Here is an 18,370-nt window from a genome sequence, read left to right on the forward strand (position 1 = left end):
AGATCGAACCGTCAAAAGAGCCAAACATCACCGCTCTTTCAACTCCTTCCAGGCTTCGATGAACTGAAGCAAGCCGCTGTCGAAAACTGCGTAACTCGTTGAATCTCAAGGAGTTTTACGTTTCGACTGCGCCGGAAGTGGGGCGAATTATAGACCTCCTGAATCTGCCGTCAACCGTTAATTTCAGTTTTCTATCAATGCACCGAAAAAGCCTGCTTATATATAGATGCAACGTCAGCGAATGCGCAGTATATTGCCCAACACTTAAAACAACACCCTGTTCTCACCTTCGGATGATGCCTTGCAATGACTGACCAACCTCGCTCTCTGGCCTCAATGCTGTTCCCGGTTGGCCTCTTATTAATAGCCATGGCATCCATTCAGTCTGGCGCCTCTCTGGCCAAGAGCATGTTCCCGGTGGTTGGCGCTCAGGGGACGACCACCCTGCGCCTGGTCTTTGCCAGCGTAATCATGCTGTTACTACTGCGTCCGTGGCGCGCCAAGCTGACAGCTCAGTCCCTGCGCACGGTGATCGTTTACGGAATGGCGCTGGGCGGGATGAACTTCCTCTTCTATATGTCATTGCGCACCGTGCCACTTGGAATTGCAGTCGCGCTTGAATTCACGGGTCCGTTGGCCGTCGCCATCTACGCCTCCCGCCGCGCTATCGACTTTCTCTGGATTGCTCTGGCGGCAGTTGGCCTGCTGCTGTTGATCCCGACAGGAGCGACATCCACGGGGATTGATCTAATGGGCGCCGGTTACGCCTTGGGGGCCGGCGTGTGCTGGGCGCTGTACATTCTGTTCGGCAAAAAGGCTGGCGCCGACAACGGCGTGACGACCGCGGCGCTGGGCGTGATGATTGCCGCACTGTTTGTCGCCCCGATCGGCATCGTGCATGCCGGCGCGGCATTGCTCACCCCGTCGCTGATCCCGGTGGCCATCGGCGTCGCCATCCTCTCGACTGCTTTGCCCTACACGCTGGAGATGGTCGCCCTCACCCGCATACCAGCCCGCACCTTTGGGACGTTGATGAGCATCGAACCGGCCTTTGGCGCGTTGTCCGGGCTGCTATTCCTGCAGGAGTACCTCACGCTGTCACAATGGATGGCGATCCTGTGCATTATTCTGGCTTCCGTCGGGGCAACCATGACCATGGGCAGTAGCGCGAAACCCGTTGTAGCGGCAGATTGAAACAGGATTTGACGAAGGTCTGGCAATTGGCGTTCATTTAGGCCATGTTTAGGCCCCTTAACTCAGTGCCAGGCATGGATTTTTTCGGACAGGGATATCGAACCGCTTAAAGCGCAGGCGAATACAGGCAGACCCGAGCGCCAGACTCGTGGCTACCATAAGGACGGTAATGAAACGAATTTTGATACTGATCGCTGTATTGGCAGTAGCGGGGTGCGCAGCCACCGCCAAGACCCAAGTGAAGCACGGTAAAAAAGGGCTGCACATCAACTGTTCCGGGCTGTCGTCCTCTTGGGACAAGTGCTACACCAGCGCCGCCAATGCCTGCGCCCCAAAGGGCTACAAAGTCATCGCCAAATCAGGGGACGCCGTGGAAGAACCCGGCGACTACCCGTTCGGTCTTAATCCGGCCGGTTATACCAGCCGCAGCATGATCGTCATCTGCAAATGAATCATGCTGGCTGCTCGCCTTGTCGAGCAGCCAGCTGACGCCCGATTTCCTCATGACTGGATTTCAAAACCGTCCGTTGAATCTCCGGCGTCACCAGCATCCGCGCCACTACCAACGCTCCGACGCATTGCGACAGAATCGCCCACGCCAGGCTGTCGCTTTCCAGAATCTGCGCCCAACTGGCGTGCAACCGACAAATCCACAACTCTGCCTGCTCGCGAACCTGATCATCTGAACGGGCAATTTCCGCACCCAGTGTCGGCAAGGCGCAGCCCGATTCAGGCTGCTCCACGTGAGCCATGCTCAGGTACTGTTTCAGACAGCGTTCCAGCCGCTCACGATCCTGCGCCCCCTGCCCTCCCAGTCGCTCCAGGCTCTGACACAGTTCACGCTCGACGATCGCCGTGAACAGCTCGTTTTTCGACGAAAAGTGGCTATAAAACGCTGCGCCACTGAGGCCGATAGCCTTCATCAAACCATCGACACCGACTGTGGAAAAGCCCGAACGCTTGGCTGACAGCGCGCTGCTGTTCAGCAGCTTTTCTCGGGTTTCCAGCTTATGACCGGCGGAATACCGCATGTGCTTGCCCTCTTGATCGACCGCCTTGACGTTGTCCGGATCCTAGCATAACGTTCGTTCACTTAACGATCGTTTACTAAAGGGATCTACCCATGAATAACAAGAAGGTCGTGTTGGTGGTGGGTGCGGGCGATGCCACTGGCGGAGCGATTGCCAAGCGCTTTGCCAGAGAAGGTTTTATCGCTTGCGTCACCCGGCGCAGCGCCGACAAATTACAGCCGCTGGTCGAGGCGATTAAGGCCGAGGGTGGCGAAGCTCACGGCTTTGCCTGCGATGCGCGCAAGGAAGAAGACGTGATTGCGTTGATTGAAGAGATTGAAACCCGCCTCGGCCCGATCGAGGCGTTTGTCTTCAACATTGGTGCCAACGTGCCTTGCAGCATTCTCGAAGAAACTGCGCGCAAATATTTCAAGATCTGGGAAATGGCCTGTTTCTCGGGCTTTCTCAATGCCCGCGAAGTGGCCAAGCGCATGGTCACCCGCCAACGCGGCACCATTCTGTTCACTGGCGCCACCGCCGGACTGCGCGGTGCTTCCGGATTCGCCGCGTTTGCCGGGGCCAAACACGGTATCCGCGCACTGGCACAAAGCATGGCGCGCGAGCTGGGGCCGATGAACATCCACGTCGCGCACGTGGTGGTCGATGGCGCCATCGATACCGACTTCATCCGCAAAAGTTTCCCCGAGAAGTACGCGACCAAGGATCAGGACGGTATTCTCAATCCCGAGCACATCGCCGAAAACTACTGGTATCTGCACCGTCAGCCACGGGACGCCTGGACCTTCGAGCTGGATCTGCGCCCATGGAACGAACGCTGGTAAGCCCCGCCTCCTCCATAACAATAATCAGAGAGCAGCGAAGATGACGAAAACCGTGGAGTTCTATTTCGATCTCGGCAGCCCTGCCACCTATCTGGCCTATACCCAGTTGCCGAAGATCTGTGCCGACACCGGCAGCCAACTGATCTACATCCCGATGCTGCTGGGCGGCGTGTTCAAGGCGACTGGCAACGCATCGCCGGCAATGATTCCGGCGAAGGGCCGTTACATGTTTCAGGATCTGGATCGCTACGCCAAACGTTATGGCGTGCCGCTGAAATTCAATCCGCATTTTCCGATCAACACGCTGATGCTGATGCGCGCGGTCACCGGCATACAACTGCGCCAACCGGAACGCTTTCACGCATTTATCGATTGTCTGTTCAAGGCATTGTGGGTGGAGGGACGCCCTCTCGATGAGCCGGAGACTGTCGCTGCGGTTTTGAGCGAACACGGATTCGATCCCAATGAAGTCCTGGCCCTGACCAACGACGAGACAGTCAAGGCAGCCCTGAAGGACAACACTGAAACAGCCATTAAACGCGGGGTGTTTGGCGCGCCGAGCATGTTTATCGGCAACCAGATGTTCTTTGGACAGGACCGCCTCGACTTCGTCGAAGAGGCCCTGCGTCAGGCTTAGAAAAACCTCAGAACCCGGACGCTGCCAACAGCGCCCGGGTTTCAGCCATTCAAATCGCCGCTGTGCGCGTGTTCAGCCACTCCAGCGCGGCCCCATCGAGCAACGGACTCAGACGCTCACGCACTTCAGTATGGTAAGCGTTGAACCACTGCTTCTCTTCCTGCGTCAGCAAGGATGGCTCCAGACAGCGCGTGTCGATCGGGCACAGGGTCAAGGTTTCAAACTTGAGGAACTCACCGAACTCGCTGCTCCCCGCCTCGCGGTTCATTGCCAGGTTCTCGATGCGCACGCCCCAGCGACCCGGACGATAGGTGCCCGGTTCAATCGAGGTGATCATCCCCGGTTGCATCGCCGTTTGCGGTGCCGGTGCTGCCTGATAGGCGATCACCTGCGGGCCTTCATGCACGTTGAGGAAATAGCCGACCCCATGACCGGTACCGTGACCGTAATCCACGCTTTCCGCCCAGATCGGTGCGCGGGCAATGGCGTCGAGCAACGGCGAGAGAATGCCTTTCGGGAACTGCGCCCGCGACAGCGCGATCACGCCTTTGAGCACACGCGTGCAGTCACGCTTCTGCTCAGCCGTCGGCGTACCGACCGGCACCATTCGAGTGATGTCGGTGGTGCCACCCAGGTACTGGCCGCCCGAGTCGATCAGCAGCAAGCCGTCACCCTCGATCACCGCGTGTTCTTCTTCGGTGGCGTGATAGTGCGGCATCGCGCCATTGGCGTTAAACGCGGCAATCGTGTTGAAGCTCAGCGACACGTAATCCGGACGGCGCTCGCGGGCAGCGGTGAGTTTTTCGTCGATGGTCAGTTCGGTGATGCGTTCACGCCCCCAGGCCGATTCCAGCCAGGCGAAGAATTCGCACAACGCCGCGCCATCCTGTTCCATGGCCTTGCGAATGTGCTGTGCATCGGCCTCGCTCTTCTGCGATTTGGCGAGAGTGGTCGGGTTCAAGCCTTCGACCAGTTTCACCGCGCTGTCGAGGTTATCCAGCAGACCGCTGGTCACCCGCGCCGGATCCACCAGCAGGCTGGCGCCGCCTGGTACAGCGCGCAAGGCGTCGGCGACCTCGCGGTAATCGCGCAGAGTCACGCCGTCCTGTTCCAGCACTGCACGCAGCTCGGCATCGACTTTGCTCAAGGCCACAAACAGCGTGGCCTGCTGTTGATTGATCAACGCAAAAGAAACAAACACCGGGTTGAACGACACGTCGCCGCCGCGCAGGTTGAACAGCCAGGCGATGTCATCGAGGGTGGCGATGAAGTGCCAATCGGCGCCACGTGCCTGCAGGGTCTCGCGCAGTTTGGCGAGTTTTTCGCCACGGCTGACCGTCGCTTGCGGTGGCAGATGCTGATAGATCGGCGCGTTCGGCAGGCTCGGGCGATCCGCCCAGACTTCATTCAACAGGTCGATGTCGGTGCGCAGACGCGCGCCACGCGCTTCGAGCTTGCTGCTCAGGGTGCGCGCTGAAGCCACGGCCATCACCGCACCGTCGACCGCGACTACGCCACCTTCCGGGGTCTGCTCGGCCAGCCAGTCCAGCGGGCTCGGCTGACCCGGTTGCAGCTTGACCAGTTCGATGCCGCTGCCCTTGAGTTCCTTGGTCGCCTGTTCCCAATAGCGACTGTCGGCCCAGACCCCGGCGAAATCAGCAGTCACGATCAAAGTGCCGACCGAACCATGAAAGCCCGACAGCCATTGCCGCCCCTGCCAGTAGCCCGGCAGGTACTCCGACAGATGCGGGTCGGCCGATGGCACCAGCAACGCATGAATGCCTTCGCGGCGCATCAGTTCACGGGTGTGCGCCAGGCGCTGGGGAACCGTTCCTTCGGTCAAAGTCTGGGTACTCATCATGTCTCCTGCCAATCACTTCATCGTTATTGTTCGTAGCCGTGAAACCGGCTGGTTAAAGCCCTGTCGCCCAGAATGCCGGAGCACTGGCGCAGGCGCCTTTGATCAGTGCTGCCGCCTGATCGACATCGGCGGCGGTGGTGAAACGGCCGAGGCTCAGGCGAATGGTGCGCCCGGCCAGCCGGGCGTCGTGCCCCAGCGCCAGCAGCACGTGAGAAGGCGTGTTGCTCGCCGAGTTACAGGCCGAGGTCGCGGAAAAGGCGATCGACTGGCTCAAGGCCGCACTGTTGAATTCACCTTCGCTGAAGGTCAGGCTCAACGTGTGCGCGATGCGCTGGCTGGCGCTGCCGTTGAGGCGTACGCCCGGCAGACTCAGCAACTGTTCGAGCAGCCGTTCACGCAGCGCCACGATGGACTTTTTCTCGGCATCGAATTCCGCTGCCGCCAAAGCGAATGCCGCGCCCATGCCGGCGATCTGATGCGTCGCCAGGGTCCCGGAGCGCAGCCCTCCTTCGTGGCCGCCGCCATGAATCTGCGCCTGCAAACGCTGCTGCGCCCGTGGGCCGACATACAACGCGCCGATCCCCTTGGGGCCGTAGAGCTTGTGCGCCGAAAACGACATCAGATCCACCGGCCACTGCTGCAGATCGATCGCCACTTTGCCGGCGCCCTGCGCGGCATCGACATGGAACAACGCGCCACGACCGCGCACGACTTCACCGATGGCCGGGATGTCATTGAGGGTGCCGAGTTCGTTGTTGACCAGCATCAGCGATACCAGAAAGGTGTCGTCGCGCATTGCTTCGCTGACCGCCTGCGGGGTGATCAGGCCTTCGGCGTTCGGTACCAGATAGGTCACCGCGACGCCGGCATCCTGCAATTGCCGGGCGGTATCGAGAATGGCTTTGTGTTCGATCTGGCTGGTAATGATGTGGCCGCCGGCAACGCCGCGCGCCTGGGCCACGCCCTTGAGGGCGAGGTTGTTGGACTCGGTGGCGCCGGAAGTCCAGACGATCTGCGTGGCCTCGGCGCCGACCAGTTCGGCGACTTGCCGACGGGCCTGCTCGACCGTGTGCCGGGCCTGCTGGCCGAAGGCGTGGGAGCTGGACGCCGGGTTGCCGAAGTTACCGTGAAAACCCAGACAATCGATCATCACCTGGATGACCCGCTCGTCCACCGGGGTGGTGGCGGCGTAATCGAAATACAACGGACGTTTTTTCATAAAAGACTCGCAGAGCGTGTTCCGGGATCAGGAGGCTCGTGTCTGCAAACGGCACAGCGCAGCCTTGTGAGCTGCGCCTGGGTTCGAGACCGTCATCAATACCTGATCGGATGCCGTTAAAGAAGAACAACTTCATTTAAAAGTGCGTAGGAACGCTCCTGAAGCCGAGCTTAACAGGCATCGGGCCGGCGGTTGAAGCAATGCGTCAGTGAAAGCTTTCGAGAAGTAACGGGTACAGCGAAATCACCAACAGCGCCGCCATGCCCCAGTTGAACACCCGCAACCAGCGCGGGTCCTTGAGCACGTTACGCAGCAGCGTGCCGCACGCTGCCCAGACGCCGACGCTGGGCAGGTTGATGATGGCGAACACCGCAGCGATCACCACCACGTTGGTGAAGTAACCCTGCATCGGCGTGTAGGTGCTGATGGCGCCGATGGCCATGATCCAGGCCTTGGGATTGACCCACTGAAACGCGGCGGCACCCAGATAGCTGATCGGTTTGGCCTCGCCTTCCACGCCCTCACCCACCGGCCCCGAATGGGCGATTTTCCACGCCAGGTACAACAGATATGCAGCGCCGAGATAGCGCAGCACGGTGTAGAGAATCGGGTAAGTCTGGAATACCGCGCCCAGGCCGAAACCCACGGCGACCACCAATACGAAGAAGCCGCAGGTGATGCCGAGCATGTGAGGAATGGTGCGGTTGAAGCCGAAGTTCACGCCCGACGCCAGCAACATGGTGTTGTTCGGCCCCGGTGTAATCGAGGTGACAAGGGCAAACAGGGCAAAGCCCAAAAGCAGGTCGAGCGAGAGGGTCATGGGGCAATCCGTCAGGGTCATTCAGGTGTTGACCCTATCGCACGGCAGCGCGCAAACCCACGGACAGTTACGCGAAAATTCAAGCAGTACAGTTTGCGATTAGCTTGGACGACCGTGCAGCTGTATGGCTCGCCCGGCGCTCATTTCAGCTTTCTTGTCGAATTGCGATTCGCCCAACAGTGCGGATTTTTTCGCGTGATATTCGTCGAAAGACAAGCCGCTGCGGTTCAGCGCTTCCATCGCCAGTTCGCGGGATTCTTCGGCGGTGTACGGCCGTTGTTCGGGGGAAACGTGGGTCGCACAACCGGCAAGTACTGAGACAGCAAGCAACAGCGAAAAAGTCAGTAAACGATTCATGGGGAGCGTCCTGGCGAGCAGTGGTAGTCGATGGACAAAGGCTACGCCCGCGCCCGTCCGGGCAAAAATCAACGCTCTCAATAGTGGCTATCAGGATTTCAGCTTGATCGGCGCTATATCTCCTAACGATCTATAAATATCGATTAACGTTCTTTTACGGAATAACCAGCAGCCGCTATAAATCCCTGCACACGGCAAACAACTGTTGCTCCAGCAACTGTTGCCCAGGCAACAGCAGATCAACAAACCCGCCTGATATCCGCACCACCGGCTCACGGCACAATGCTCAAGCCCAGGTAAACCGGGCCTCTCAGGAATTGGTACAGCGCTTGCTCAAGCCTTGGCACTGACCCACTGCTCGCTGAGCAACTGTTGATAAAAAGGAACTGATCATGTCGCGTCCCCTGAAAGTCGTCGCCCTCTCCGGCGGCACCTGGCGTCCATCGCGCACGCTGGTGCTGACCCAAGCGCTGTTGGCCGAACTGGCCGGGCACTTACCGGTCGAGAGTCATCTGATCGAACTTGGTGACATCGCCCGGCCATTGGGTGGTGCCCTGTCGCGTCAGGAGCTGAGCGCCGAGGTCGAGGCCGAACTGCAAGCCATCGAACAGGCCGATCTACTGATCGTCGCCGCGCCGGTGTATCGCGGTTCCTACCCGGGCCTGCTCAAGCATCTGTTCGACCTGATTGACCTCAACGCGCTGATCGACACCCCGGTGCTGCTTGCCGCCACCGGCGGCAGCGAGCGCCATGCGCTGGTGCTCGATCATCAGTTGCGGCCGCTGTTCAGTTTCTTCCAGGCGGTGACCCTGCCGATCGGGGTCTACGCTACCGAAGCCGATTTCGCCGACTACCAGATCACCAGCGAACCGCTGAAAGCGCGGATCCGTCTGGCCGCCGAACGCGCCGCGCCGCTGTTCGGCACACAAATCAAACCGTTGCTGAAAATCGCTTAAGGAGCTGTGCATGGATGTTTTCTGGTTCCTGCCGACCCACGGCGACGGCCATTACCTGGGCACCACCCAAGGCGCGCGCCCGGTCACCCTGAATTATCTGAAACAAGTGGCGCAAGCCGCCGACAGCCTCGGCTATCACGGCGTGCTGATTCCCACCGGGCGCTCCTGCGAAGACTCGTGGGTGATCGCCTCGGCGCTGGTGCCGTTGACCGAACGCCTGCGTTATCTGGTAGCGATCCGCCCGGGGATCATTTCGCCCACCGTTTCGGCGCGCATGGCGGCGACGCTTGATCGACTGTCCAACGGCCGTCTGCTGATCAACGTGGTGACCGGCGGCGACCCTGACGAAAACCGTGGCGACGGCAGCTTCCTGAGCCACAGCGAACGCTACGAAGTCACCGACGAATTCCTCAAGATCTGGCGCCGGGTGTTGCAAGGTGAATCGGTGGATTTCGAAGGCAAACACCTGAAAGTACAGAACGCCAAAGCCCTTTATCCGCCAGTGCAGAAACCGTATCCGCCGCTGTATTTCGGCGGCTCGTCCGACGCGGCGCATGACCTCGCTGCCGAGCAAGTCGACGTGTACCTGACCTGGGGCGAACCGCCCGCCGCCGTTGCCGAAAAACTCGCCGATGTACGTGAACGCGCCGCACGCCATGGGCGCAAGGTGAAGTTCGGTATTCGCCTGCACGTCATCGTTCGCGAGACCGCCGAAGAAGCGTGGAAGGCTGCGGACAAACTGATCGAGCACATCAGCGACGAGACCATCGAGGCGGCGCAGAAATCCTTCTCGCGCTTCGACTCCGAAGGCCAGCGGCGCATGGCGGCGTTGCACGACGGGCGTCGCGACAACCTGGAAATCGCCCCCAACCTGTGGGCCGGCGTCGGTCTGGTACGCGGCGGCGCCGGTACCGCGCTGGTGGGCGATCCGCAGCAAGTGGCCGCGCGGATCAAGGAGTACGCCGACCTCGGTATCGAGAGCTTCATCTTTTCCGGTTATCCGCACCTGGAAGAGGCCTACCGCTTTGCCGAACTGGTGTTCCCGCTGCTGCCCGAACCGTATGCAAGCCTGGCCGGACGCGGCGTGACTAACCTGACCGGGCCGTTTGGCGAAATGATTGCCAACGATGTGTTGCCCACCCAAGCCAAGGCCTAAAACGCCCCCTGTAGGAGTGAGCCTGCTCGCGAAAGCGGTGTGTCTGCGACGGTGATGTCGACTGTGCTGACCACATCGCGAGCAGGCTCACTCCTACAGAGAATCGCGTCGATTTGATGAGGAACACCGCGTGACCGCCAAACCACAAAGCACCCTGCTCTCCCCGCTGCAAACCGCGCGCCAACTGGCCGCCGAATTCGCCGTCACCGCCGTCGAGCGTGACGAGCGCGGCGGTACGCCGAAGGCCGAGCGCGATGCCCTGCGCGACAGCGGCCTGCTGGCCCTGAGCATTCCCACCCGCTACGGCGGCCTCGGCGCGACATGGAGCGAAACCCTGCAGATCGTGCGCGAGTTCGCCAAGGTCGACAGTTCCATCGCCCACGTCTTCGGCTTTCATCACCTGATGCTCGCCACCGTGCGCCTGTTCTCGCGGCCCGAACAATGGCAGCCGTGGTTCGAACAGACCGCGCGGCAGAACTGGTTCTGGGGCAACGCCCTCAACCCGCTCGACACCCGCACCGTGGTCAAGGACTTCGGCGGTTGGCGCGAGTTTTCCGGGAAGAAAAGCTTCTGCTCCGGCGCCAGCGATTCGCAGATGCTGATCGCTTCGGCCGTCGACGAAAGTGCCGGCGGCAAGTTGCTGATCGCGGCGATCCCCAGCGGTCGCAGCGGCATCACTCTGCACGACGACTGGAACAACATCGGCCAGCGCCAGACCGACAGCGGCAGCGCTACGTTCGAACGGGTGCGGGTCGAGGAATCCGAACTGCTGCTCGATCCCGGCCCGTTGAGCACACCGTTCGCCTGCCTGCGTCCGCTGATCGCGCAACTGACCTTCACCCACATGTTTCTCGGCATCGCCGAAGGTGCTTTTGAGGAAGCGCGCCAGTACACGCTGAGCGAAACCCGGCTCTGGCACAAATCCGCCGCCCGCAATGTGCGTGAAGACCCGTACGTACTCGCGCATTACGGCGAGTTCTGGGTGGCGCTGGAAGGCATCCGCCTGCTGGTCGAACGGGCCGCCGCGCTGCTCGACGAGGCCTGGGCCCAAGGCCCGAACCTGACCGCAGAAGAGCGCGGACATCTGGCCACAGCGATTGCCACCGCCAAGGTCGCCGCCAGTCGTCAGGGGCTGGATATTTGCAGCCGTTTGTTCGAAGTCACTGGCGCGCGCTCGACCCACGCTTCGCTGCGTCTCGATCGGCACTGGCGCAACCTGCGCACGCAGACCCTGCACGACCCGCTCGACTACAAACTTCACGAGTTGGGCGACTGGGCGCTGAATCAGGCGCTGCCGGTGCCAACGTTCTATTCCTGATCCTGCCTTTAATGGAGCGAGCCCCATGCAACTGCTGACCCTTCCGCCCTCACCCGCTCTGGCGACGTCGATCCGTGCCACCGCACAGGTCTTCGAAGACCCCAAGTCCCAGGCCCTGCTGGCGCATCTGCAGCAGGTCGCACCGAGCGAAGCCAGCGTGCTGATCATCGGCGAGACCGGCACCGGCAAAGAGCTGGTGGCGCGGCACATCCACAATCTGAGCCACCGCCGGCATCGGCCGTTTGTCGCGGTCAACTGCGGTGCGTTCTCCGAATCGCTGGTGGAAGCCGAGCTGTTCGGCCATGAAAAAGGCGCCTTCACTGGCGCCCTCAGCGCCAAGGCCGGGTGGTTCGAAGAGGCGGATGGCGGCACCTTGTTCCTCGACGAAATCGGCGATTTGCCGATGGCGATTCAGGTCAAGTTGCTGCGGGTGTTGCAGGAGCGCGAAGTGGTGCGCCTCGGCTCGCGCAAGAGCATTCCGATCGATGTGCGCGTGCTGGCCGCGACCAACGTGCAACTGGAGAAAGCGATCAATGCCGGAAACTTCCGCGAAGACCTGTTCTACCGGTTGAACGTGGTCAATCTGGAACTCAGTCCGCTGCGCGAACGACCCGGCGATATCCTGCCGCTGACCCGGCATTTCATCGAGGCCTACAGCCAGCGCCTGGGTTACGGACGGGTCAGCATCAGCTCCGGTGCCGAACAGAAACTGCGCAGCTACAGTTGGCCGGGGAACATCCGCGAACTGGAAAACGTCATCCATCACACCCTGTTGATCTGCCGTAACGGCGTGATCGAGCGCGACGATTTGCGCCTGTCGAACCTGCGCATCGAGCGCCCGGACGATCAGCAGTCGAACGCCGACGATTCACCGGAAGCGTTGCTGGAGCGGGCCTTTCAAAAACTCTTCGAACAACAGGCCGGCGCCCTCCACGAAAAGGTCGAAGACGCCCTGCTGCGCGCCGCCTATCGCTTCTGCCATTACAACCAGGTGCACACCGCCGCGCTGCTCGGTCTGAGCCGCAATGTCACCCGCACGCGGCTGATCAAGATCGGCGAACTGGCGGTGAACAAGCGGCGACTCACGGAGAATCTGCACGGTGAACGCCTGATCCAGTTGTCGATCTAGCCGACCAGATTGCAGTGCAGCGCATCGTCATGACTGCGGGCGATGCTGCTCAACACCTGAAATGAATTGAAGGTCACGGTCTTCGCCTGATGGGCGCGGATCAGCTGCCAGAAATCCTGCTCGCCGCTTTCAAAGCTACAGAACGCCGCCTCCCCGGCCTCGCGGCTCTGCCACTGCAGCAGGCTCAGCACCCGCCGGCCGTCGTCGCTGACCTGAACGCTGGCGCTGACAAAGCCTGCGTAGCGCTGCGCCAGATGTTCACTCTGCTGCGCCAGCGCACTGACCAATGCCGGCTGCTGGCGCGGCTCGATCTCGAATTCGATCAATTGGGTAAAGCTGCGATTTTTCGCTGAGGTTTGCATGAGAAGTCCCCACTCATCGTAAGCCGAGTCTTGCGACTCGAAGGCCTGCAGGGTAAAACCTCTAGTTAAGTCAAGGTCAAGAGTCCTTTTGCAAAATGATCACCCCGGAAAACCTGCACAAACAGCTCACCGTGGGCGAAGTCGCCGCGCGCAGCGGAGTCGCGGTCACTGCCCTGCATTTTTATGAAGCCAAAGGCCTGATCACCAGCCAGCGCAATGCCGGCAATCAGCGCCGTTACCCACGGGCGGTCTTACGCCGGGTGGCGTTGATCAAGGTCGCGCAACGCCTGGGCATTCCGCTGGCGGAGATTGGCGAGGCGCTGAAGAGACTCCCCGACGACCGCGCTCCGACAGCAGCAGACTGGAAAGTCCTGTCCGAACAATGGCGCCGCGAACTGGACGAGCGGATCAATCAGCTGACCTTGTTGCGTGACCGGCTCACCGGTTGCATCGGTTGCGGGTGTCTGTCGATGGAGGCCTGCCCGTTGCGCAATCAGGGCGATGTGCTCGGTGATCAGGGGCCGGGGGCGCACTTTCTGGACTGACTGCTCGTCGGGGAAAAATCCTGGCCGCGCAGACAGTTCTATAGTGAATCTTCCACAAATCCGGTGGAGCCACACCCCGAAAACAAAAACAGGGAGAACGTCATGAGCGTCAAACCCATTCCCGAGGGGTATCACAGCATTACCCCGTACCTCGGCATCCTCAAGGCTGCCGAAGCCATCGAGTTCTACAAGAAAGCCTTCGGCGCGACCCAGGTCATGCGCCTGGACATGCCAGACGGGCGCGTCGGCCACGCCGAACTGCGTATTGGCGACAGCGCGATCATGCTCGGCACGCCGTGCGATCAAGGGCCGTTGAGTGGTCCGGACAATGCCGTGTCGGTCGGTCTGCATCTGTATGTCACTGATGTCGACAAGTCCTTTCAACGGGCGCTGGATGCCGGGGCGAAAGCGGTGTCGGAGGTCAAGGATCAATTTTATGGTGATCGCAGCGGGACGCTGAAGGATCCCTATGGGCACCTGTGGTTTCTCGCCACGCGCAAGGAGGATCTGACGGAAGAGCAGATCAAGCAGCGGGCGATGGAGATGTTCAGTCAGGGTTGAGATTTTCAGGGTTTTGGCTGGCCCTATCGCGAGCAGGCTCACTCCTACAATTGGAACGCGTTTCAACTGTAGGAGTGAGCCTGCTCGCGATGAGGCCAGTGCGGACACATCACACTTCATGAACCTGAACACCACGCTTCAACCCTTGCCCCGAATGCCGAACACTTTCAGGATGCATCCCACCCGCACCTGAACAAGGATCAGCCCGATGTTTGCCGGATTCGTCAAAGACCAGCGCCACGTCAACGGCGTCGACATCGCCTATCGCCTCGGTGGCAGCGGCCCGGGGCTGTTGCTGTTGCACGGACACCCGCAGACCCACGTGATCTGGCACAAGATTGCCGAGCAGTTGGCGGAGCATTTCACAGTGGTCGCCGCCGACCTGCGCGGCTACGGCGACAGCGCCCGACCGGCTGCCGATGAACAACACCGCCATTACTCAAAACGCGAAATGGCCAGGGACAACCTCGAGTTGATGCAGGCGCTGGGCTTCGAACAGTTTTCGATTCTGGCCCACGACCGTGGCGCCCGGGTCGGCCATCGCCTGGCCCTCGACCACCGCGCGGCGGTGCAGCGGATGATGCTGCTGGACATCGCCCCGACCCTGGCGATGTACACACAGACCAACGAAGCGTTCGCCCGCGCCTATTGGCACTGGTTCTTCCTGATCCGCCCGGCGCCGTTGCCGGAAACCCTGATCGAGGCCGATCCCGCAGCCTATCTGCGCAGCGTGATGGGCAGCCGCAGCGCCGGACTCGCGCCGTTCACCGAGCCAGCGTTCAGCGAATACCTGCGTTGCCTGCAACGTCCCGGCAGCGCCCGAGGCATTTGCGAGGACTACCGCGCCAGCGCCAGCATCGACCTGGAACATGACCGGGCCGACATCGCTGCCGGGCATCATCTTGACCTGCCGCTGCGGGTGCTGTGGGGTGCGCAAGGCACAGTCGGGCGCTGCTTTGACCCGCTCAAGGAATGGCAGCTTGTGGCGACCAACGTCAGTGGCAAGGCGCTGCCGGCTGGGCATTATCTGGCCGAAGAAGTGCCGGAACTGTTGCTCGCCGAAGCGCTGGATTTCCTGCGCTGAATCGAGCCCTGTACGGCCGATGATATGCTGGCGGCTTGTGCCGCCAATGCTCGTTCCCACATGTCCCAGAACCAAAACCCCGTGCCCCTGCCCGAAGACCTGCGCGTGCTGCTGACCGTTATCCGCAAGAACGGTTTTGCCGCCGCTGCGGATGAACTGGGCCTGTCCCCGGCCTACGTCAGCAAACGCATCCAGATTCTCGAATCGACCCTCGGCACTCGCCTGCTGCACCGCACCAGTCGCCGCGTGTCGCTGACCGAGGACGGCGAGCGGGTGCAGCGCTGGGCCTTGCGCATCCTCGATGATTTTCAACAACTGCATGACGATCTCGCCGACGCCCACGACAGTCCACGCGGGCGTTTGCACATCTGCAGCAGTTTCGGTTTCGGCCGCAACCATGTGGCGCCTGCGGTTTCGCGGCTGGCCGAGCTTCACCCGCAGTTGCAGATTCGCCTGGACCTGTTCGACCGCGCGGTGGACATCGTCAACGAGGGTTTCGATCTGGAAATCCGCGTCGGCGACGACCTGCCCGGTCAGCACATCGGCCGGCAACTGGTGAGCAACCGCCGGGTGCTGTGCGCTGCGCCCGAATACCTTGAACGCCGAGGCACACCGCAGACTCTGGACGATCTGCAACAACATGACTGCCTGGTGATCAAGGAGCGCGACAACGCTTTCGGCGTCTGGCATCTGGATCGCGACGGCACGCAGGAAAGCGTGCGGGTCAGTGGGCCGCTGTCTTCCAACAACGGCGAGATCGTCCTGCAATGGGCGCTCGACGGACGCGGCGTGCTGCTGCGTTCATTGTGGGATGTGAAACCGTTGCTGGAACAGGGCCGACTGCTGCCGGTGCTGGCCGCTTACAGCCAGAGCGCCAATGTCTGGGCGGTGTACCCGACGCGGCTGGCCAACTCCGGGAAGCTACGGGCGTGTGTGGAGTTTTTGCAGGGGCATTTCAAGGATTTGTCGCTATAGCGGGTTCAACACAAAACCCTTGTAGGAGTGAGCCTGCTCGCGATGGCGTCGTGTCAGTCGACATCATCATCGGCTGAATGACAGCTATCGCGAGCAGGCTCACTCCTACAAGGGTTAGTGGGGGTGTCAGGTCAGCCATGGGTTGGCGGCCAGATGTTCGCGCTCGAACGCCTCGATCTGCTCACGCCGCTGCAAGGTACTGCCTATCGCATCCAGCCCCAGCAACAGTGCGGTCTTGCGCAAGCCGTCAATCTGGAAATCGATGACTTCACCGTCCGCCAGACGTATCTGCTGCGCCTCAAGATCCACATGGATCAGTGCCGTTTCAGGCTGACTCACCAACCGGCCAATGCGCTGCACCTGTGCCTCGTCCAGGGTAATCAGCAACACCCCGTTGCGCTGGCAGTTGTCGTAGAAGATCCCGGCAAAACGGCTGCCGATCAGCGCGCGAATGCCCATTTGCTGCAACCCCCACACCGCGTGTTCGCGGCTGGAACCGCAGCCGAAGTTCGCCCCGACAACGAGAAAACTCGCGCCCTGCCAGGCTGGCTGGTTCAGCACGAATTCAGGGTTGGGCGTACCGTCGGCAAGAAAGCGCAGATCGAAAAACAGCCCACGATCCAGCCCCTGACGGTCGATGCCCTTGAGAAACTGCTTGGGCATGATCACATCGGTGTCGACGTTGGCCCCAAGCAGCGGCGCGGCCTGGCCGCTGACTTGCGTGAAGGGTTGCAGGCTCATGGGCGTTCTCCAAAGTGGCGGATGTCGGTGAGGTGGCCACTGATCGCGGCGGCGGCGACCATCGCCGGGCTCATCAGGTGGGTGCGCGCCCCGGCGCCCTGGCGGCCTTCGAAATTGCGGTTGGTGCTGGAGGCGCAACGGTCGCCGGGCGCGAGCACGTCATCGTTCATCGCCAGGCACATCGAGCAGCCGGACTGACGCCATTCAAACCCGGCGTCGATGAAGATCTGCGCCAGCCCTTCGGCTTCAGCCTGAGCGCGAACCTCACTGGAGCCGGGCACGATCATCGCCCGCACATACCCGGCCACCCGCCGACCGCGCACCACGCTGGCGGCGTCACGCAGATCCTCGATCCGCGAGTTGGTGCAGGAGCCGATAAAAGCGTGGCTGATGACGATATCGCGCAGCGCCATCCCCGGCTCCAGGCCCATGTATTGAAGGGCGCGGCGCATGTCCTGACGCAGGATCGGGTCGTCGATACTTTGCGGATCCGGCACTTGCGCACCGATCGGCGCCGCCTGATCCGGGCTGGTGCCCCAGGTAACCATCGGTTCCAGCTTGCTGGCGTCGAGGTGGATTTCGCGGTCAAACACCGCGCCGGGATCGCTGCGCAGTTCACGCCACTTTCCCACGCCCCGCGCCCACAGTACGCCTTGTGGTGCGCGGGGTTTGCCGTTGAGATAAGCAAAGACTTTTTCGTCCGGCGCCATGAACGCACCGCGTGCACCGGCTTCTACCGCCATGTTGCAAATGGTCATCCGCGCCTCGACGCTCAGCGCATCAATGGTCGAACCGCAGAATTCGATCGCATAGCCAGTGGCGCCCGATGCACCGATGCGGCCGATCAGCGCCATGATCACGTCCTTCGACGTCAGCCCCGGCGCCAACTCGCCATCCACCGTCACGCGCAGGCTTTTCAGGCGTTTGTAGACCAGCGTCTGCGAGGCCAGCAAGTGCTCGATTTCCGAGGTGCCAATGCCAAATCCGAACGCCCCCAGCGCACCGTACGTGGTGGTGTGGCTGTCACCGGCAGCGATGACCATGCCCGGCAGAATGAAGCCCTGCTCCGGGGCGATCACATGCTCGATGCCCTGACGTTTATCGAGAATGTCCAGCAGTTCGATGCCGAAGTCCCGGCAGTTCTCCGCCAGATACGACACCTGCCGCGCACCGCCGGCATCAGGCATCGCCGCCACCCGTTTGGGGGTGGTCGAGTTGACGTGATCGACCACCGCCAACGCCGTACCCGGCCGCCAGACCTTGCGCCCGGCAGCACGCAGACCGCTGAACGCCTGCGGGCTGGTGTATTCGTTGATCACTTGGCGATCGATGTACAACAGCACATGGCCCTGATCGTCGAGGCGGCACACGGTGTGCGAATCGATGTGTTTGTCGTAGAGGGTTCTGGGGGTCATCAGGGGGCTCACTAGGGGAATCCAGTGATTTCCATCATAAGGAGCGCCTTGACCGCATCAATTGGCAGGCAGTGAGAGCGGCATTCATGAATCGTGTTTGATCGGCTGATCACCGAACGCCCCTGTGGGAGCGGGCTTGCTCGCGAAAGCGGTTGATCATTCAACATTGATGTCGACTGACACGACGC

At 61.2% G+C, this 18,370-nt stretch carries 20 protein-coding genes; 12 read left to right on the plus strand and 8 right to left on the minus strand.

The genetic code is table 11. The features are described from left to right. Positions 1 to 306 precede the first annotated feature (306 nt). Complete coding sequence (gene rhtA, locus AC3WMV_RS12600; RefSeq protein WP_103368502.1) at positions 307 to 1,194, plus strand: threonine/homoserine exporter RhtA; 888 nt, start codon at positions 307 to 309, stop codon at positions 1,192 to 1,194. A gap of 169 nt (positions 1,195 to 1,363) precedes the next feature. Continuing rightward, positions 1,364 to 1,645: a hypothetical protein gene (locus tag AC3WMV_RS12605; protein WP_096795010.1), complete on the plus strand. Its 282-nt coding sequence runs from the start codon at positions 1,364 to 1,366 to the stop codon at positions 1,643 to 1,645. 1 nt (position 1,646) lies between these two features. On the opposite strand, the gene AC3WMV_RS12610 is transcribed toward AC3WMV_RS12605, so the two are convergent. Beyond that, positions 1,647 to 2,225 (minus strand): TetR/AcrR family transcriptional regulator, encoded by a 579-nt coding sequence (locus tag AC3WMV_RS12610; protein ID WP_027613371.1) that lies wholly within the window; start codon positions 2,223 to 2,225, stop codon positions 1,647 to 1,649. A 92-nt stretch (positions 2,226 to 2,317) separates the two neighbouring features. On the opposite strand from AC3WMV_RS12610, the gene AC3WMV_RS12615 reads away from it, so the two are divergent. Both AC3WMV_RS12615 and AC3WMV_RS12620 read left to right on the plus strand, forming a co-directional pair. Next, positions 2,318 to 3,046 (plus strand): SDR family oxidoreductase, encoded by a 729-nt coding sequence (locus AC3WMV_RS12615; protein WP_103368501.1) that lies wholly within the window; start codon positions 2,318 to 2,320, stop codon positions 3,044 to 3,046. Between the two features lie 40 nt (positions 3,047 to 3,086). Beyond that, complete coding sequence (locus AC3WMV_RS12620; RefSeq protein ID WP_103368500.1) at positions 3,087 to 3,683, plus strand: 2-hydroxychromene-2-carboxylate isomerase; 597 nt, start codon at positions 3,087 to 3,089, stop codon at positions 3,681 to 3,683. Positions 3,684 to 3,732: 49 nt separating this feature from the next. On the opposite strand, the gene AC3WMV_RS12625 is transcribed toward AC3WMV_RS12620, so the two are convergent. The 4 genes from AC3WMV_RS12625 to AC3WMV_RS12640 form a co-directional block, all read right to left on the minus strand. After that, entirely contained in the window at positions 3,733 to 5,541 is a 1,809-nt protein-coding gene (locus tag AC3WMV_RS12625; RefSeq protein ID WP_103368499.1) for an aminopeptidase P family protein, read from the minus strand. Positions 5,542 to 5,596: 55 nt separating this feature from the next. Beyond that, positions 5,597 to 6,763, minus strand: coding sequence for an aminotransferase class V-fold PLP-dependent enzyme (locus AC3WMV_RS12630; protein WP_103368498.1), 1,167 nt, complete (start codon positions 6,761 to 6,763; stop codon positions 5,597 to 5,599). Positions 6,764 to 6,968: 205 nt separating this feature from the next. Continuing rightward, positions 6,969 to 7,583, minus strand: a complete 615-nt coding sequence (locus AC3WMV_RS12635) for a LysE family translocator (protein ID WP_003226640.1) — start codon at positions 7,581 to 7,583, stop codon at positions 6,969 to 6,971. Positions 7,584 to 7,682: 99 nt separating this feature from the next. Continuing rightward, positions 7,683 to 7,940, minus strand: a complete 258-nt coding sequence (locus AC3WMV_RS12640; protein ID WP_103368497.1) for a hypothetical protein — start codon at positions 7,938 to 7,940, stop codon at positions 7,683 to 7,685. 392 nt (positions 7,941 to 8,332) lie between these two features. On the opposite strand from AC3WMV_RS12640, the gene msuE reads away from it, so the two are divergent. The 4 genes from msuE (at position 8,333) to AC3WMV_RS12660 (ending at position 12,499) form a co-directional block, all read left to right on the plus strand. Further along, on the plus strand, positions 8,333 to 8,896 hold the full coding sequence (gene msuE, locus AC3WMV_RS12645; RefSeq protein ID WP_047599911.1) for an FMN reductase: 564 nt from the start codon (positions 8,333 to 8,335) through the stop codon (positions 8,894 to 8,896). 10 nt (positions 8,897 to 8,906) lie between these two features. Further along, positions 8,907 to 10,052 carry an FMNH2-dependent alkanesulfonate monooxygenase gene (gene ssuD, locus AC3WMV_RS12650; RefSeq protein ID WP_095137367.1) on the plus strand — a complete coding sequence of 382 codons (1,146 nt, stop codon included), beginning with the start codon at positions 8,907 to 8,909 and terminating at the stop codon, positions 10,050 to 10,052. Between the two features lie 130 nt (positions 10,053 to 10,182). After that, positions 10,183 to 11,370 (plus strand): acyl-CoA dehydrogenase family protein, encoded by a 1,188-nt coding sequence (locus tag AC3WMV_RS12655; protein WP_027613378.1) that lies wholly within the window; start codon positions 10,183 to 10,185, stop codon positions 11,368 to 11,370. A 25-nt stretch (positions 11,371 to 11,395) separates the two neighbouring features. Then, a complete protein-coding gene (locus AC3WMV_RS12660; protein WP_103368496.1) occupies positions 11,396 to 12,499 on the plus strand; it encodes a sigma-54 interaction domain-containing protein in 1,104 nt (367 codons plus the stop codon). On the opposite strand, the gene AC3WMV_RS12665 is transcribed toward AC3WMV_RS12660, so the two are convergent. Further along, complete coding sequence (locus AC3WMV_RS12665; protein WP_103368495.1) at positions 12,496 to 12,861, minus strand: antibiotic biosynthesis monooxygenase; 366 nt, start codon at positions 12,859 to 12,861, stop codon at positions 12,496 to 12,498. The two genes, AC3WMV_RS12660 and AC3WMV_RS12665, sit on opposite strands and share 4 nt — an antisense overlap. 95 nt (positions 12,862 to 12,956) lie before the next feature. Here AC3WMV_RS12665 and soxR point away from each other — a divergent pair, with 95 nt between their 5' ends. From soxR to AC3WMV_RS12685, 4 genes are all read left to right on the plus strand, one after another. Beyond that, on the plus strand, positions 12,957 to 13,406 hold the full coding sequence (gene soxR, locus AC3WMV_RS12670) for a redox-sensitive transcriptional activator SoxR (RefSeq protein ID WP_103368494.1): 450 nt from the start codon (positions 12,957 to 12,959) through the stop codon (positions 13,404 to 13,406). Between the two features lie 102 nt (positions 13,407 to 13,508). Beyond that, positions 13,509 to 13,967 (plus strand): VOC family protein, encoded by a 459-nt coding sequence (locus AC3WMV_RS12675; protein WP_103368493.1) that lies wholly within the window; start codon positions 13,509 to 13,511, stop codon positions 13,965 to 13,967. Positions 13,968 to 14,175: 208 nt separating this feature from the next. After that, positions 14,176 to 15,051: an alpha/beta fold hydrolase gene (locus tag AC3WMV_RS12680; RefSeq protein WP_027613383.1), complete on the plus strand. Its 876-nt coding sequence runs from the start codon at positions 14,176 to 14,178 to the stop codon at positions 15,049 to 15,051. A gap of 24 nt (positions 15,052 to 15,075) precedes the next feature. Further along, positions 15,076 to 16,026 carry a LysR substrate-binding domain-containing protein gene (locus AC3WMV_RS12685; protein WP_103368492.1) on the plus strand — a complete coding sequence of 317 codons (951 nt, stop codon included), beginning with the start codon at positions 15,076 to 15,078 and terminating at the stop codon, positions 16,024 to 16,026. Positions 16,027 to 16,152: 126 nt separating this feature from the next. Here AC3WMV_RS12685 and leuD read toward each other — a convergent pair whose 3' ends face one another. Together leuD and leuC are read right to left on the minus strand one after the other, a co-directional pair. Further along, entirely contained in the window at positions 16,153 to 16,767 is a 615-nt protein-coding gene (gene leuD / locus AC3WMV_RS12690) for a 3-isopropylmalate dehydratase small subunit (protein WP_103368491.1), read from the minus strand. Then, positions 16,764 to 18,182 (minus strand): 3-isopropylmalate dehydratase large subunit, encoded by a 1,419-nt coding sequence (gene leuC, locus AC3WMV_RS12695; protein ID WP_103368490.1) that lies wholly within the window; start codon positions 18,180 to 18,182, stop codon positions 16,764 to 16,766. The genes leuD and leuC overlap by 4 nt, the downstream gene beginning before the upstream one ends. Positions 18,183 to 18,370: the final 188 nt, after the last annotated feature.

The organism is Pseudomonas sp. FW305-3-2-15-E-TSA4, assembly GCF_058787295.1.

Bases quoted from the DNA above. Each gene is read 5' to 3' on its own strand.
- AC3WMV_RS12615 (WP_103368501.1), top strand. From the start codon at position 2,318: ATGAATAACAAGAAGGTCGTGTTGGTGGTGGGTGCGGGCGATGCCACT.
- AC3WMV_RS12665 (WP_103368495.1), bottom strand. From the start codon at position 12,861: ATGCAAACCTCAGCGAAAAATCGCAGCTTTACCCAATTGATCGAATTC.
- AC3WMV_RS12660 (WP_103368496.1), top strand. From the start codon at position 11,396: ATGCAACTGCTGACCCTTCCGCCCTCACCCGCTCTGGCGACGTCGATC.
- AC3WMV_RS12675 (WP_103368493.1), top strand. From the start codon at position 13,509: ATGAGCGTCAAACCCATTCCCGAGGGGTATCACAGCATTACCCCGTAC.
- soxR (WP_103368494.1), top strand. From the start codon at position 12,957: ATGATCACCCCGGAAAACCTGCACAAACAGCTCACCGTGGGCGAAGTC.
- AC3WMV_RS12685 (WP_103368492.1), top strand. From the start codon at position 15,076: ATGCTGGCGGCTTGTGCCGCCAATGCTCGTTCCCACATGTCCCAGAAC.
- msuE (WP_047599911.1), top strand. From the start codon at position 8,333: ATGTCGCGTCCCCTGAAAGTCGTCGCCCTCTCCGGCGGCACCTGGCGT.
- AC3WMV_RS12680 (WP_027613383.1), top strand. From the start codon at position 14,176: ATGTTTGCCGGATTCGTCAAAGACCAGCGCCACGTCAACGGCGTCGAC.
- AC3WMV_RS12635 (WP_003226640.1), bottom strand. From the start codon at position 7,583: ATGACCCTCTCGCTCGACCTGCTTTTGGGCTTTGCCCTGTTTGCCCTT.
- AC3WMV_RS12620 (WP_103368500.1), top strand. From the start codon at position 3,087: ATGACGAAAACCGTGGAGTTCTATTTCGATCTCGGCAGCCCTGCCACC.
- AC3WMV_RS12625 (WP_103368499.1), bottom strand. From the start codon at position 5,541: ATGAGTACCCAGACTTTGACCGAAGGAACGGTTCCCCAGCGCCTGGCG.
- AC3WMV_RS12640 (WP_103368497.1), bottom strand. From the start codon at position 7,940: ATGAATCGTTTACTGACTTTTTCGCTGTTGCTTGCTGTCTCAGTACTT.
- AC3WMV_RS12605 (WP_096795010.1), top strand. From the start codon at position 1,364: ATGAAACGAATTTTGATACTGATCGCTGTATTGGCAGTAGCGGGGTGC.
- ssuD (WP_095137367.1), top strand. From the start codon at position 8,907: ATGGATGTTTTCTGGTTCCTGCCGACCCACGGCGACGGCCATTACCTG.
- rhtA (WP_103368502.1), top strand. From the start codon at position 307: ATGACTGACCAACCTCGCTCTCTGGCCTCAATGCTGTTCCCGGTTGGC.
- AC3WMV_RS12630 (WP_103368498.1), bottom strand. From the start codon at position 6,763: ATGAAAAAACGTCCGTTGTATTTCGATTACGCCGCCACCACCCCGGTG.
- AC3WMV_RS12610 (WP_027613371.1), bottom strand. From the start codon at position 2,225: ATGCGGTATTCCGCCGGTCATAAGCTGGAAACCCGAGAAAAGCTGCTG.
- leuD (WP_103368491.1), bottom strand. From the start codon at position 16,767: ATGAGCCTGCAACCCTTCACGCAAGTCAGCGGCCAGGCCGCGCCGCTG.
- leuC (WP_103368490.1), bottom strand. From the start codon at position 18,182: ATGACCCCCAGAACCCTCTACGACAAACACATCGATTCGCACACCGTG.